Origin of the sequence: Deinococcus sp. (assembly GCF_018260405.1) — a bacterium.
Lineage (GTDB): Bacteria > Deinococcota > Deinococci > Deinococcales > Deinococcaceae > Deinococcus.
In genome coordinates, this window is record NZ_JAGLBG010000067.1 from 1 (window position 1) to 14,366 (window position 14,366).

Genomic DNA, 14,366 nt, shown 5'->3' on the forward strand with positions numbered 1-14,366 from the left:
GTACAACGGCCCCGGCACGGGCGTAACGGTGAAAATGGGCGTGGGGGCCAACCCCAGCCGCGAGATTAACCGGGCGCTAGAAGCCTTTATGCGCGACGTGGACAGCAGCCTGGCTGAGGCGCTCAAGGCTGGAGACTATCCCCTGGTGGTGGTAGGACTGGCACAGAACCTGGGCCACTTCAACGCCGTGACCCGTCACAAGGACGCAGTGCTAACCGAAATCGAGGGCGGGCACGATCACCTCAGCCCGCATGACCTGGGCGCACTGGTCTGGCCGCACACCCGCGACGCTCTGCGTGAACAGCGCCAGAGCATCTTTGGGGACCTTGAGCAGGCCGCTGGACAAAACCGCCTGGTGACTGACCTGAACGGAGCGTGGCAGGCCGCGCTGGACAGCCGTGTGGAGACGATGGTGGTTCAAGAGGACCTGCACCTGCCCGCTACCGTCAGCAAGGACGGACGCAGCCTGACCCTGCAGCCCGTGAGCGACATGGTGGGCAAGGAAGTGATTGACGAGGGCCAGATTGACGCGGTAGACCAAATGATCGAGGCCGTGATGCAAAACGGTGGGCGGGTGCGCTTTGTGGACAACGACCAGCTCACCGAACACCAGGGTTTGGCGATGATCACCCGCTTCTGACGCTTAGGGAGAGGCTTCTTCAGCCAGCTCCAGCCTTCAGTTATTCGGTAGCCCAGCGCCCCAAAGGTGACCAGCCCCAGAATCAGGCCGGAGAGGATGAAGGGGCGGCGGTTCACGCTGCGTAGTGTAGCTGGGGACATCCGCTGGATGCGGGTTAGCTACGCTCCCTGGATGACTGCCGAAACTGCTGCCACGCTACCCGCCGAGCTGCTGGCCGAGGCCGAGGCGTTTTTGACCCTGTTCCACGCTGAAACAGCTACACCTGGACTGGCCGGGCGACTGGCCCAGGTTGGCACCGAGGTTGCCCACACCGCAAGCTACACCCTGACCCCCGCCGAGTTGACCTACGGCGCAAAAATGGCGTGGCGTAACAGCGCCCGCTGCGTGGGCCGCCTGTACTGGCAGGCGCTGGAAGTGCGCGACCTGCGGAACGTCACCGCCGCGCCGGATGTGTTCGGGCACCTGCTGGCGCACCTGCGGGCGGCCTTTAACGGCGGTCACATCAAACCGTTGATGAGCGTTTTTGGCCCCGGCGTGCGGATTTTGAACCCGCAACTCATCCGCTACGCCGATGACCCACTGAACGCCGACTTCTGCGGCCTGCTGCGCGAATACGGCTGGCAACCACGCGGCGAACGCTTTGAAGTCCTGCCGCTGGCGATTGAGGCCGGAGGTCAAGTCCAACTCTTTGACCTTCCTAAAGACGCCGTGCAGGAGGTAAACATCTGGCATCCTGACTGTCCCGCGCTGGCCGACCTGGGCCTCAGGTGGCACGCGCTACCGGTTATCAGCGACATGAGCCTGGAGGTGGGGGGCCTGCGGTTTGCGGCCACGCCGTTCAACGGCTGGTACATGCAGACCGAAATTGCCGCCCGCGACCTGGCCGACGCCGACCGTTACGACGCGCTGCCCGCCGTGGCTAAGGCTCTGGGCCTGGACACCCGCCGCGAGCGCAGTTTGTGGCGTGACCGGGCGCTGCTGGAACTAAACGTGGCGGCGCTGCATTCGTTTGAGGCGGCAGGCGTCAAGCTGGTGGACCACCACACCGCCACCCGGCACTTTGCACAGTTTGAGGAGCGCGAAGCCCAGGCCGGGCGCGAGGTGCGGGGCCAATGGTCGTGGCTGATTCCGCCCCTGTCGCCCGCCACCACACCGGTGTGGAGCCGGCGCTACCGGGCGCGGGAGGAAAAACCCAACTTTGTGCGCTGCCCGTATTCGCCGAAAGGATAGCGTGCCCTGCGCCGTCCGGGTGCCACAATCGCCCGGAGTTCACCACTCACCACTGACCTTTCAGCCCGCTCTGCTACCCTAAAAGGCATGAACCGCACGCCCGATACCGTCAACCTCGCCGCCGTGCAGATGCACGTCACCGACCAGCTTGAGGACAACGTGACCCGCGCCATAGGGCATGTGCGCGACGCTGCCGCCCAGGGCGCGAACGTGATTCTGCTGCCCGAACTGTTTGAAAACCTGTACTTTTGTCAGGTGGAACGCGAGGAGTACTTCGCGCTGGCGCACCCGCTGGAGGGCCACCCGTTTATCGGGCGTTTTCAGGAACTCGCCGAAGAACTGGGCGTGGTGCTCCCCGTCAGCTACTTTGAACAGGCCAGGCAGGCGCATTACAACTCGCTGGTGTGTATAGATGCGGGCGGCGAACTGCTGGGCAATTACCGCAAGACCCACATCCCCGACGGCCCCGGTTACGAAGAAAAGTATTATTTCAACGGCGGCGACACCGGATTCAAGGTCTGGGACACAAAATTTGGGCGCGTGGGCGTGGGCGTTTGCTGGGACCAGTGGTATCCCGAAACTGCCCGCGTCATGATGCTCCAGGGCGCAGATTTTCTGCTGTACCCCACAGCCATCGGCAGCGAACCCGCCGAGGTACAGACGCCCAACAACCATCACATGTGGCAACGGGCGATGGCGGGCCACGCGGTCAGCAACTCCACCTATGTGGCTGCGGCCAACCGCATTGGCAAGGAAATCGTAGGCGGGTTAGAGCAGACCTACTACGGGCACACCTTTGTCAGTGACTACACCGGCGAAATCGTGGCCGAGTTCGGCGAGGCTGACGAAGGGCCACTGCTGCACACCCTGAACCTCAAAGAAGCCCGCAAGTTTCGCGCTGGCATGGGCTTTTTCCGTGACCGTAGGCCGGAGATGTACGGAGCGCTGCTGACGCTGGACGGTCAGACGCGCCGGGAGTGAGGGGGGTAGAGCTAAGCCAACAGTCGATCACACAGGCCAGGCAACAGGCGGTAAATGTTGCCGCTGGATGCGGCGTCGAATTGCCTCTTAAGCTTCAGCTGGGTACGCCATTTGGCGGCGCTCCGAGCATTCACGCTGTAGCGTAGCGCCACGTCGGTCTGCCGCTCCTGCACGGTGCAAAAGCCGTCCGGCAGGGCCAGCAGATCGCAGAGTTGCAGCCAGGCGATCCTCGGTATCAGAGCGCACCCCGGCCAACAGGTCGCCCAGGCGGGCCCATTCCGGCGGCGTGCCGTCCCAGACGCCTGGCAGGGTGTCGAGTTCGGGCACGGCAAAGGAGTGTGTCAGGGCAATGCGGGCGGCGTCCGTGAATCCCAGCGCCATCAGATAGTCGTACCCGTCGAGAATGTGACGGTTTCGGCCCGCTACGCCGCCCAAGATCGTGCAGCAGCCCCAGCGTATGCGCCCGCGCCGGGTCGGGGCCGGGGTATCGCTCGGCAATGTACCGGGCCGCCAGCGCCACATTACGCGAGTGGGCGACCCAGGGGCCGGGATTGAGCCGCTGGACCTCCAGCAACAGTTGCTCGGCGGTGGCCGGGTCAGGCACGGGTGTAGGTACGCCAGGTACAGTCACGGCCTGCCCCCCTAGCTTTTAGGGATGTCTACGTTGAACAACGCCCGCACAAATTCCTGACTGTCGAAGGGTTGCAGGTCGCTGGGCTGCTCGCCCACGCCGATAAATTTAATCGGTACGCCCAGCTCGCGCACGATGGGCACCAGGATGCCGCCCTTGGCCGTGCCGTCGAGCTTGGTCACGATCACGCCGGTCAGGGGCGTGGACTCGTGGAACTTCTTGGCCTGCTGGAGGCCATTTTGCCCGGTCACGGCGTCAAGCACCAGCCAGACCTCGGCGGGTTCACCGGGGTCGGCCTTGGCGATCACGCGCTGCACCTTTTTCAATTCTTCCATCAGGTTGTGTTTGTTGTGCAGGCGCCCCGCCGTATCGACCAGCAGCAGATCGGTGCCGCGCGACTTGCGGGCCGAGGCTCCATCGAACGCCACCGCTGCCGGGTCGCCGCCGTCGCTGCCCTGAATGACCGAAATGCCCAGCCGCTCGCCCCACACCCCGAGTTGCGTGCCTGCCGCCGCGCGGAAGGTGTCGCCCGCCGCGAACATCACGCTTTTGCCGCGCGTCATGTAGTACTGGCCCAGCTTGGCAATGGTGGTGGTCTTGCCCACACCGTTCACGCCGATCACCATGATGACGTGGCCTTTCGGCTCGACCTTGCTGCGGGCCACGTCCGGCGCAAAGCCCAGTTTGCGGAACTCGGCGCGGCGGGCATTGGGTTCAAGTTGCAGCGTCAGCGCCCGCATCAGCGCGTCTTGCAAGTTGCCCCCCTCAGATTTGCGGATGTCCTCAATAATCTCCTGTGTCGCTGCGCGGCCCACGTCGGCGGCGATCAGGGCGTATTCAAGGTCCTCGATGGTGTCCAGGCGCGTAAAGGCTTCTTGCACCTCCTGACCAAGCGAGCCAGCCGTACCGCTGATCTGCTGGCGCGTTTTGCCCAGGCCGTCGCGCAGGCGCTCTAACCAGCTCACCGGGCGGCTCTGGCCTGAACACGCGGGCCACGCTGAACTTGAGGCAACAGAACTGTCATAACTTCAGCATACCGCACTCAAGGTTAAGGCAAAAGGGCCGGTCAGAGCCAGGGCTTTTTGCCGTCGAGGTAATCGCGCTGAAAGTCGGCGTCCGACTTGGTCAGATACACGATGCCCTCCACAAAACCTAGCAGGCCGACCAGAGACGGCAAAAACACGATCAGAAAGCCGATGCCGAAAATCATCGTGAGCACCCCGAAGATGTAGGCCCCGATGGTGATCGCCAGCATGATCAGTCCCGGATTGGTGATGCCCAGATAGAATTTGTGAATCCCGAAGCCGCCCAGGAAAATCCCGAGCAGGCCAGCGATCAGGCGCTTTTGGGCCACGTCCGGGCTGATGTAGAGGGGCTGATTGGGCTGAGCCGGGTTGTGCGGCCCAGCGGTGTACGGCGCGGACGCCACCGGCTCGCCCCAGGCGTTCGTCTGCACCGTCGGCTGAGCATAGGGGGCGGCCTGGGGCTGCTGCAGGGGTTGGGCCTGTGCCTGTGTCTGTGCCTGTGCCTGCGCTTGGCGCTGGGACGTTTCCCAGTTGGAGGGGGCAGGTGGTGCGGGCGGGCGCTGTGATGTGGGCGAGGGCTGTGACGCAGGCGGAATCTTGAGGTCCTGTGGCCCCGACAGCGGGGTCTGCGCCGCTCCCGACGGCTGTGGCGCAGGCTTCAGCACCTCGTCGATCCAGGTGGGCATGTTGCCCTGCGGGGTCAGGTCATCGGGGCGCTCAGGCTTGGTCATGCCTCTATTACGCAACTTTGCGGCTGCGGGTTGCGTCAGCCGAAAGTAACGCTTAAGGCCGGGGCAAGGTGGCCGAACTCAGGGCGGCGTAAAAGACTCAGGGCAGCGTGACCCGTGGCGTAGGCGCAGGCCCCAGGGCGCGGCGCTGCACCTCGCGCAGGGTGTCTTCGCCGGGAACCTGAATGCCCTGCTTGCGAAAGCTGGTGCTCAGGCTCTCGGCGTCGCGGCGCAGTAGGTCGCTAAAATTCGGGTTCTGCCGGGTCGTAAGTTGTGGAAAGTCGATAATAATCACGGTATTCTCCCACCACAGAAGGTTGTAGGTGCTGTAATCGCCGTGTACGTACCCCAGCCGCAGCATGTCGGCCATGCCTGCCAGAGCCTGATCCCAGGCGCTCTGGGCTTCTTCTGGACTTAGGCGGGCCTCGCTCAGACGGGGCGCGGGTTCGTCCTCGGTGCCGATCAGGCGCATCAGTACGGCGGGAACCGTTTCGGCGTAGATGGTCGGATCGGGGCCAACCAGCGGTTCAGGCACGTTCAGCCCAGCGTTCCACAGCTTCCAGAGTCCGGCGTATTCGCGCATGACCCAGTCGAACTGCAACAGGCTCAGACCCTTGGCGCTGCGGTTTTTCATGGACCGGCGGGCGCGGTCGTCCATGATGACTTCGCCCTCACGGTACAGGCCATCGTTCTTAAAGCTGCGGGCTTCCAGATCGCGGTAGACCTTAAGCAGCATCAGTCCGCTCGGCCCATTGGCAATGTAGGCCGTCGCTTCCTTGCCGCTCTTGAGTTCGGCCAGCACCTCATCTACATAACCCTGTTCGGACAGGTGACGAACCACCGGATCGGAAATGTCCTCGGGGTTGGCACCCACCAGCGTTTCCAGGCGGCGGCGGCCAGCCGGTTTGGTTTTCTTGCGGCGCAGGCGCTGCTCGCCGGGGCTGTCATCAGACCGGTCGCGGCTCATGGGTGCGCCAGCCTATGCGGACAGCTGTGTGGGGCGCTAGGACAGGGGCAACTCACGGAAAGGGGGCAGCTCATAGCTATCAACAAAATTACTCCAGTAGGCCTGTGCAGGTGTATCTGCGTGAATGGAAGCTCGTAGCGTAGCGGACAGAATCTCAAAGATGTTTTCAGTCATGTGCGGCACCTCCTTTCGTGGTGATGGCCCGCAGGCTAACAGACTATTGTGCCGGGCGTCACTAGGCCACCTGACTTAGAAGGACTGCCAAATGCACCAGAATTTAGCGGAATCCGTATTATTTAAGCGTTCTGCTGATCAGGCTGTTGGTATAAAACTCGCTGGCCCGTGCGCTGGCTGGCAGTTTGCCCTGCTTGACCAGCGCGGCGACTGCTTTAGTCCAGTTGGCGGGATTGTTGGCCCCCAGACCGCTTTGCGCGGTGAAGCTACTGGACATCAGCGGCAGGCTGGCTCTGAGCACGTCCAGGCTGCCGCCAGTCGCCCCGAACACCGGCTGCGCGGTTTTGAAAGCCTGCGTGGGGCTGCCCAGCGTAAATTTCAGGCCGCGCTGACTGGCCCGCACAACTCTTTTGCCCAGGTCGCCGCCCAGCACGCTATCGGTGGTGATCAGTCCCACGCCCGTCATCGGGTACGCCTGCGAGAGGTCAAGCGTGTAGACCTTTGACCCCCCGGCCCGCAGCTGCACCACGTCGTTGTTGATGTACCCCACAGCGGCGTCCACGCGCCCGGCCCGCAGCGCGTCGAGCTGGGTATACCCGATGGTCGCCAGCTTCACGTCCCTGCCGTTTTCCAGCCTGGCTTCGCCTAGTACGGCCTGAATGGCGCTGTAGCTGCTCCCAAACGGCCCCGGAATACCCACGGTCTTGCCCTTCAGCTCGGCGGGGGTGTTCAGGGGTTTCAGGCTAAACACCGTCACCGGGCTTTTCTGGTACATCGCCATGACGTAGCGCACCGGAGCGCCCTGGTTGCGGGCGAAAATGGCGTCCTCGGGGTCGCCCACCACGAAATCCAGTTTGCCTTGCAAGAGCAGCGGCATCAGTTCGTTAATGTACCCGTGCTGAAATTTAACATTGAGGCCCTCGGCCCTGAAGTACCCCAGCTGGTCGGCCACGTAAAACGGCGTGAACTGAACATTAGGAATGTAGCCCATGCCGATGTTCACGGTGCGGGCTGGGCCAGAAGTTTGAGCGGCGGCCTGCGCCGAAAGCGCCAGCACAGCGGTGAGGAAAGCGTATTTCATGCCACCGAGTATAGGCAGCCCAGGCTGACGCACCGTGAACCTTCTGCCTGAGTTGGTGGCCTGAGTTGATAACCCAGTGCTCCTGCGGATTATTAACGAAACAGAAGGCGGGCCGTATGACCTGGGCCGGGGCAACTCGCCCGGCGGGGGGTGAGAACATAGGCCTATGGACTTCGATTCATGGCGACCCGAGGACACCGCACGGCGCTTTGCTCTGATGATCGGCTGTAGCATCGGCATTTTTACCTTCATAGCGTTGTGGCTGGGCCTGCCTCTCAATTTCTTTCTGGCCGCCCCGGCTGGCGCAGTGGTCGGAGCCGCCGTGTTTTTTGTGTCCTATCCTCTGCTGCTGGCGATTTACCGCCGCTGAATCTGGGGGCTTGACTGCGGCTCACGGCAGGCAAATCGGTCAGACTTCAGGCCAATAAGGTAGACTTGGGGGTACGGCCTACGCCGCACTGCCGCAGAAAGCAGTGGGCAGGCACAAGGAGTAACAAGATGACGAACGACGAACACCAGCACGACAGCGCACATGACAGCGCCCAGCCGAGCGACCACACCCCCGAGGAGTTGCGCCACCTGATCCCCGAGCTTCAGGGTGAACCCGACGAAGACCCCGTTCTGGATGCCCAGGAAGCCGCCGCCGAAGGCCAACATGCCGCGGACCAAGACGACGAGGGTGAAGACGAGTACATCGACGCCGACGACCTGATGGAACTGCTGGGCCAGATGAAGGAAATGCTTGAAGCCCAGTCCAAGGAAATCCGTGGCCTGCGCCGCGAAATGCGTGAACTGCGCGAGTCGCAGGGTGTGCAGAGCGCTGGCCGCCCCCAGACCGAGCGTCCCAGCTTCGGTGGCGGCAATGATCGCGGCGGCGACCGTGGCGGCTTCCGGCCCCGTGATGACCGTGGCGAGCGTCCTAGCTTCGGTGGCGGCAATGACCGTGGCGGCGACCGTGCGGCGGCACCTGACCGTGAATTCCGTCCGCGTGAGGGCGGCGACGAGGGCGGCTTCCGTCCCCGTGCGCGTGCCGACCGTGGCTGGAGCAACAAGCGCACCGAAGAATAAACCGGCACGTTTTTCAGTGCGCCTGCTCTCCGGCCCAGAGAGCAGGTTTTTTATGGCTGTTGCGCCGACTTTGTCCTGTTCTTCCCCACCCTGGCCGAGCAATAAAAAGCGGCGCGAACGATTGCCCATAGAGCATTTTGCAAAAAGATGGTGCTCTTTTGACCCTCTTTTTGCCGAGTGGAACGAGTGAAAAAGAAAGAGCAGGACGTAGAATGAAGGGGGCGGCGGTGTTTTTCCGGCGTGCCTTTCATTTGCAGAACTGCTCTAAAACAGTTCATCGAGCAGCATAAAATACTCGATTTTCTCCAGATCGACCAGTTCGCGCCCGTACAGGTCAAGAAACATTCCGGCGTACAGGTCGCTCAGGTTGCGCCGCACACTGCGGTAAGCCAGGGCCAGGTCAGCGTGGCGGTCGGCAATACCCAAACGGCCCACATCCACCAGACCCTCTAGCAGCTCGCCGTTGACGATCAGGTTGGGCAAACAGGGGTCGCCGTGCGTGACGACCAGGTTTTCCTTCGTGGGGCGGGTACGGGCCAGCGTATTGAACACGCCGACCGCGCTCAGCCTACGGTCATCGTCGAAATTCAACTCGTCTACCAGTCCGGCAGCCACCCGTTCGCGGGCCAGCGCCAGCGCCACGTTCAGGCTCATATTGAAGGGGCAGTCGCGAATCGGTAGAGCATGCAGCTCGCGCAGCGCCCGCGCCAGCAGACCAACCACGCGCTCGGGATGTAACAGGGCGTCGGGGTCGCTTAGCGGAATGCCGCGCAGCCGGGACATCGCCAGGTATTCATGGCCTTCTGTAACCTCGTAGCCGATCACGGCGGGCACAGGCAGGCGGGGAGCCAGCCAGCGCAGACGCTCGCGCTCCTGGCGCAGTGAACTGACAACACGGGGGTCACGCGGCTGCACCTTGACCACGTGGCGGGTACTGCGCCAGACCTCGGCCCCACTTTCACCGTGGGCCACGCGTTCCCAGCGGGCCGCAGGCAGCACCCGGCGCAGCGGATCGGGCAGGTTCAGGGCGTCACGACTCATGCGGCCAAGCATAGCGGCCCAAGCATAGCGGCTGGGTCTGGCAACGGGGGGCAGCGGCCCAGGCCAGAGCCGTGGAGTAGACTGTAGGGGTGAAGGTTGGTTTGCTTGATTCGCGCGCGGCGCGACTGTCCGGGTACTGGTTGGCGTTCCTGAAAGAACTGGGGGCAGAGTCAGTGCTGCCCGCCCTGTCTGCTGCCGAGGCGCTGGCGCTAGGGCAGCAAAGCCTGGAAGGTGAACCGGTCACGGTGCAGCTGGCACTGGGGCGCATCCTGAGCCTGGAACATCCCGATCTGGTGGTCGTTCCCGAGTGGCCCACCGTATCGGGCGACGCCTGGGGCGAGGCACTGACCGAGTTGCTGCCCCGGCGCATCAGCGGCCTGCCCCCACTGGTCAGCGTACCCGACGCGAGCCACAAGTCCACCGAAACTGCCGCCACTGAACTCGGCTTGCGGCTAACGCACAACGCCGGGCAGGTGCGCCTGGCCCTAGATAAAGTGCGCCCGCTGCTCAGCGCCCCCAGAAGCAGCTTGCCCAACCTCAGCCGCGCTTCGCAGGCGACTGTGGCCGTGATTGGCCCGCGTACCCTGCTAAACGAAGACGCCTTGGCCGCTGGCCTACGCCCGGCGCTGGAAGCCCTGGAACTGTATCCGGTGTTCAGCACCCAGTTGCCACTGCCCGACATCGTTCAGCGGGCCGAGCGCATGGAGAACGCCGCCAAGGTTCCGGCGGGCGAGCGCGAACTGTTCGGCGCAGCTTCCCTGATTGCCGGAAAAAGTGCGGTGCGCGGCCTGATTTTGGTCAGTCCGGCCCGCGACAGGGCCACCGCCGCCGCCCTCGAACGCTTGGCCCAGAAGATGCATAAGCCGACGCTGCTTCTCAGTGCAGACGGCGGCCAGACCGAGTGGCCCGAACTGCCACCCTTCAGCCGCCGCCTGACCCCCAGCCCCAGTGCCACGGACGAGACGTGAACCTCTGGCGCTGGCTGACCACCCCCGACCCGGCGCCGGGCCTGACGACCACCAAGCTGCTTAAGCTGGCGATCCGGGTCATGCTGTTCGCGCTCATGGCCAGTCTGGTCAGCGCGTGCCTGCAACTGACGCCGCTGCGCCCCTACCTGAAAACCGGCTGGGGCAGCATGTTGCTGGTCTTTGCGCTGTACTTGCCCTGCATTAAGTTTTTCAACATAGATACCTTCACTAACAGAACACCGCCCCCAGTCAATCAGCGCCCAGGCACGGCAGCGACCCTGACTCCGGCGCAGCGGCGTAAGGAAAAAAACCGCTTTGCCGGGGTCAAGAAAGCCCCGCCCAAATACGGCGGACGGCGCTAGAAACAGCTCTGGGGCCGATCTCGGGGTTCGCGGCGCGGACACTTGAAGGCTTTACACCTGTCTTAACCTAGCCTGTTGTGAATTCTGTGTCAGAAGGGTTATGGCTCAATCTGGGAATGATCTGGGTAGGCGCACTTCAAACCAAAGGACAGCTGAGCCGCCTTGAGCCGTACAAGAAGGATGTACGGGTAGTGACGGTTTACACGCACACATTCGTGCTGGGCAATGAAAAAGGTCTGGCCGACGACCGCGAAGATCCGTTTTACACCGCGACCGGAGCCACGCCCGAAGAGGCGGAAGCGGCGGCGCACATGGTTTATATGCGGGCCAGCGCCTGCACACACAGCATGAAACGCACCTCGCCGACGCTGCTGGAGTGCAGCCACTGCGGCGTTCAACAGCGCACACCCATGCATGTCAGCCACCAGCCAGAAGCTAAAGCCAAACAGAAGAAACCCGCTCGGCTCTTTGGACTGTTTCGGGCCAGCTAATACGGAGTCCGATTGGGGCCGCGACGGGCTGAGATTGACGGGCTGGTGGTGGCTAGCCCTGGAACGACTGACAGCCTGCTAGTTCGTCATAACGTTTCTGGCGTTTCACTAACTGGAAAATAACGAGGGTTACCTATGAGTAAAGGTCTATCCCCTCGAATTTACATTTTTCTAATTACCAAGATGCTGTGCCATACGGAATAATTGAACGCCGCACTAGTTCTGCTTCTAAGACTGACACCCTATCCTTTTATAAGTGGTCAAGAATGTGCCCACTTCCTCGCACTGCCACCCGTACCTGTTGCCCTTCCTCAATACGCTGAGGCATGTAGGTTTGCATCAGGACAGTCTGCCCCCCTTCCAATTGCAGGGTATACAGCGTGGATGGCCCACCGAATTCCCGACTGATGACCCGCGCTCCCGTCCCCGTTTCGCTGAGCGTGACCTGTTCGGGACGCACGCTGATGGTGACTGTTCCTGTCGCTGCTGAAGTCAGGCCGATGTGGCCCAGTGATGTTGCGGCCTGTGTTCCTGCGGCAACTCCGGAAAGGAGATTACTCCGTCCCAGAAAATTGGCGACGAAGGCCGTGCGCGGGTAGAGGTACATCTCGTCTGGCGTGGCGACCTGCTCAAGCTGTCCGTCCCGCATGACCGCCAGGCGGTCACTGAACGCCAATGCCTCTTCCTGGTCGTGGGTCACCAGAATGGCCGCCATGCCTGACTGACGCAGTAGTTGGCGCAGTTCATGGCGGGTCGAGTGGCGTAAGCCTGCGTCGAGATTGGAAAAGGGTTCATCCAGCAGCAGCAGCGCGGGGCGCGGAGCCAGGGCGCGGGCCAGAGCCACCCGCTGCTGTTGTCCGCCCGAGAGTTGCGCGGGCAGGCGCGTTTCAAAGACAGTCAGGCCCACCAGTGCCAGCGTTTCGCGTGCGCGGGGCAGTCGCTCAGCGTGGGGCAGGTGTTGCAAACCAAAAGCCACGTTCTCCAGCACGGTCAGATGGGGAAACAGGGCGTAATCCTGAAAAACCAGTCCTACGCCGCGCTTCTCAGGCGGCAAGCGGCTGACTTCCTTTCCCGCAATCGTAATGCTCCCGGCGTCCGGGGTATCCAACCCGGCAATCAGGCGCAGGGTAGTCGTTTTGCCGCAGCCAGACGGCCCCAGCAGGGTCAGCAGTTCTCCGGGGTTCAGTTCCAGATTGAGCCCACCCACCACGGGCGGCAGCTCAGGTCGGAACCTGCGGGTCAGGGCTTCCAGGCGTAGGAGCAAGTCTCTACTTTGGGGGACGGGCGTGTTCATTGTTCCCCCCGGCGCAACACCAATAAGGTCAGCAGCGTGCCACTCACCATCAGCGTAAGCGCGTAGGGCGCAGCGTGGGCGTACTGGGCTTCTTCGGTGTACATCCAGATATTGCGGGCCAGCGTGTCAAATCCTGTAGGGGCCAGCAGCAGTGTCAGGGGCAACTCTTTGAGCACGCTCAGAAACACAAAGCTGCCACTGGCGAGCAGACTGGTACGCAGCAGCGGCAACGTCACCCGCCGCAGACTGCCTACACTTGATTGGCCCAGCACCCTGGCGGCTTCTTCCAGACGCGGTGTCGCCACCAGCAGACCGGAGCGCAGCGGCCCGATGGCCTCGGCCACAAAGTGAAGGGCGTAGGCAACAATCAGCAGGGCAAACGTCTGATACAGCGCTGGAACTACGCCGAGCGTAAAAAAGATGAGCGCCAGCGCGAACGCCAGCGGCGGTGTGGCGTAGCCAAGGTAAGCCACCCGCTCCACCAGTTGCGCCCAGCGACCTCCGCGCACGGCGTTGCCGTAACGGCTCCCGATATACGCCAGCGGAAAGGCCAGCGCTGTCGTCACCACCGCACTCAGGGCAGCCGCCTGAAGGGAAACAGTGGTATTTTCCCGCAGGGTGGCCCACCGATACGGGTCGCTGTCCAGTCGCAGCCAGTGCAGCACGCTCAGCAGGGGCACACCCACAGCAGCGCTGCCCAGCACCGCCAGCCCCCCCCAGACTGCCCATGTCCAGCCCCGCAACCTGACTTTCACGGGCCGCCGCGCCGTTGCGGGCGACACCCGACTCAGCGACAGGCCGCGCATCCAGCGGGCTTCGGCCCACAACACCCCCACTGTCAGTAGCAGCAAAAACAGCGCCAGCCACGCCGAATACACCCTGTCATAGGCGGCGGTGTATTGCTGATAAATGGCGGCACTGAAAGTCGGGTAACGCATCAGCGAGGCCACGCTGAAATCACCCAGCACATGTAGCGCAATCAGCAGTGCCCCAGAGAGCCAGGCGGGGCGCAGATAAGGCAACGTAACCTGCCTGAACACTTGCCAGGGCGTGCGCCCGAGCACTCTGGCGGCTTCCTCAAGCGCGGGGTCAAGCTGCCGCAACGCCGCGTGAAAGTTCAGGAACAGGTACGGAAAGGTGAACAGTGTCAGGATAAAAAGTGCCCCCAAGAATCCGCCCAGGCTCGGTAAGCGCAGATGCAGTAGTACATCTAATGTGCCCCCCGTACCCGTCGCCGCCAGCCAGACATATGCCCCCACATACCCCGGCAGAGCCAGCGGCAGCACGCCAAGCACCATCGCCAGAGTGCGCGACCTGAAGTCACTGCGGGCGGTCACAAAAGCCAGCGGCAAGGCCACCAGCGTGGTGGTCAGCAAGGTCGCCAGTGTCAGACCCAGGGTGTTTCGCAGCAGTTCAAGGTTACGGGCGCGAAAAACGATTTCCTGCAATTCGCCCGGGTTGGCCCCAAAGGCACGCAGGAGCAGGTAGGCCAGCGGAACCAGTACGCCTAGCACCACCAAGAGTGCGGGCAAAAGGAGAGAAACGGGTAAACGACGCATCAAAAGTACCTTTCAACAAGCAAAAAACCCCGCTCTTGGCGGGGCCATATTCAGAGGCTGTCTGAGGCCCTAACCATGGGAAATGTTTTAGGCTTTAACGGTGGAACGCGCAGCTTACCCTAGCGA

The 14,366-nt window shown here is 62.7% G+C and carries 16 protein-coding genes; 8 read left to right on the forward strand and 8 right to left on the reverse strand.

Annotated features, from left to right (window positions below; genetic code table 11):
* The 3 genes from QZ269_RS09180 to aguB form a co-directional block, all read left to right on the forward strand.
* Nucleotides 1-640, forward strand: a 640-nt coding sequence (locus QZ269_RS09180) for a hypothetical protein (RefSeq protein WP_291426413.1), incomplete at its 5' end; no start/stop codon positions are given.
* 171 nt (nucleotides 641-811) lie between these two features.
* A complete protein-coding gene (locus QZ269_RS09185) occupies nucleotides 812-1,870 on the forward strand; it encodes a nitric oxide synthase oxygenase (RefSeq protein ID WP_291426414.1) in 1,059 nt (352 codons plus the stop codon).
* A gap of 87 nt (nucleotides 1,871-1,957) precedes the next feature.
* Nucleotides 1,958-2,851, forward strand: a complete 894-nt coding sequence (gene aguB / locus QZ269_RS09190; protein ID WP_291426415.1) for an N-carbamoylputrescine amidase — start codon at nucleotides 1,958-1,960, stop codon at nucleotides 2,849-2,851.
* Nucleotides 2,852-3,086: 235 nt separating this feature from the next.
* On the opposite strand, the gene QZ269_RS09195 is transcribed toward aguB, so the two are convergent.
* From QZ269_RS09195 to QZ269_RS09215, 5 genes are all read right to left on the reverse strand, one after another.
* Nucleotides 3,087-3,482 (reverse strand): HD domain-containing protein, encoded by a 396-nt coding sequence (locus QZ269_RS09195; RefSeq protein WP_367272261.1) that lies wholly within the window; start codon nucleotides 3,480-3,482, stop codon nucleotides 3,087-3,089.
* An 11-nt stretch (nucleotides 3,483-3,493) separates the two neighbouring features.
* A complete protein-coding gene (gene ftsY / locus QZ269_RS09200; protein ID WP_291426416.1) occupies nucleotides 3,494-4,447 on the reverse strand; it encodes a signal recognition particle-docking protein FtsY in 954 nt (317 codons plus the stop codon).
* 101 nt (nucleotides 4,448-4,548) lie between these two features.
* Nucleotides 4,549-5,238, reverse strand: coding sequence for a TM2 domain-containing protein (locus QZ269_RS09205; RefSeq protein ID WP_291426417.1), 690 nt, complete (start codon nucleotides 5,236-5,238; stop codon nucleotides 4,549-4,551).
* A 97-nt stretch (nucleotides 5,239-5,335) separates the two neighbouring features.
* The gene (locus QZ269_RS09210; protein WP_291426418.1) at nucleotides 5,336-6,202 is read right to left on the reverse strand and encodes an RIO1 family regulatory kinase/ATPase; all 867 of its coding nucleotides are present in this window, start codon (nucleotides 6,200-6,202) and stop codon (nucleotides 5,336-5,338) included.
* Nucleotides 6,203-6,494: 292 nt separating this feature from the next.
* A complete protein-coding gene (locus QZ269_RS09215) occupies nucleotides 6,495-7,457 on the reverse strand; it encodes an ABC transporter substrate-binding protein (protein ID WP_291426419.1) in 963 nt (320 codons plus the stop codon).
* Between the two features lie 166 nt (nucleotides 7,458-7,623).
* Between QZ269_RS09215 and QZ269_RS09220 the strand changes: the two genes are divergently transcribed.
* Both QZ269_RS09220 and QZ269_RS09225 read left to right on the forward strand, forming a co-directional pair.
* Complete coding sequence (locus QZ269_RS09220) at nucleotides 7,624-7,827, forward strand: hypothetical protein (RefSeq protein WP_291426420.1); 204 nt, start codon at nucleotides 7,624-7,626, stop codon at nucleotides 7,825-7,827.
* A 128-nt stretch (nucleotides 7,828-7,955) separates the two neighbouring features.
* Nucleotides 7,956-8,525 carry a hypothetical protein gene (locus tag QZ269_RS09225; protein WP_291426421.1) on the forward strand — a complete coding sequence of 190 codons (570 nt, stop codon included), beginning with the start codon at nucleotides 7,956-7,958 and terminating at the stop codon, nucleotides 8,523-8,525.
* Between the two features lie 264 nt (nucleotides 8,526-8,789).
* Here the strand turns inward: QZ269_RS09225 and QZ269_RS09230 are convergent, their stop codons facing one another.
* Nucleotides 8,790-9,566 (reverse strand): APH(3') family aminoglycoside O-phosphotransferase, encoded by a 777-nt coding sequence (locus QZ269_RS09230; RefSeq protein ID WP_291426422.1) that lies wholly within the window; start codon nucleotides 9,564-9,566, stop codon nucleotides 8,790-8,792.
* Nucleotides 9,567-9,667: 101 nt separating this feature from the next.
* Between QZ269_RS09230 and QZ269_RS09235 the strand changes: the two genes are divergently transcribed.
* From QZ269_RS09235 to QZ269_RS09245, 3 genes are all read left to right on the forward strand, one after another.
* Nucleotides 9,668-10,534: a hypothetical protein gene (locus QZ269_RS09235; protein WP_367272262.1), complete on the forward strand. Its 867-nt coding sequence runs from the start codon at nucleotides 9,668-9,670 to the stop codon at nucleotides 10,532-10,534.
* Entirely contained in the window at nucleotides 10,531-10,896 is a 366-nt protein-coding gene (locus tag QZ269_RS09240) for a hypothetical protein (RefSeq protein WP_291426424.1), read from the forward strand. The genes QZ269_RS09235 and QZ269_RS09240 overlap by 4 nt, the downstream gene beginning before the upstream one ends.
* Before the next feature lie 77 nt (nucleotides 10,897-10,973).
* Complete coding sequence (locus QZ269_RS09245; protein WP_291426425.1) at nucleotides 10,974-11,387, forward strand: hypothetical protein; 414 nt, start codon at nucleotides 10,974-10,976, stop codon at nucleotides 11,385-11,387.
* Between the two features lie 250 nt (nucleotides 11,388-11,637).
* Here QZ269_RS09245 and QZ269_RS09250 read toward each other — a convergent pair whose 3' ends face one another.
* Both QZ269_RS09250 and QZ269_RS09255 read right to left on the reverse strand, forming a co-directional pair.
* Nucleotides 11,638-12,681 (reverse strand): ABC transporter ATP-binding protein, encoded by a 1,044-nt coding sequence (locus tag QZ269_RS09250; protein ID WP_291426426.1) that lies wholly within the window; start codon nucleotides 12,679-12,681, stop codon nucleotides 11,638-11,640.
* Nucleotides 12,678-14,240: an iron ABC transporter permease gene (locus QZ269_RS09255; RefSeq protein WP_291426427.1), complete on the reverse strand. Its 1,563-nt coding sequence runs from the start codon at nucleotides 14,238-14,240 to the stop codon at nucleotides 12,678-12,680. The genes QZ269_RS09250 and QZ269_RS09255 overlap by 4 nt, the downstream gene beginning before the upstream one ends.
* Between the last annotated feature and the right edge of the window lie 126 nt (nucleotides 14,241-14,366).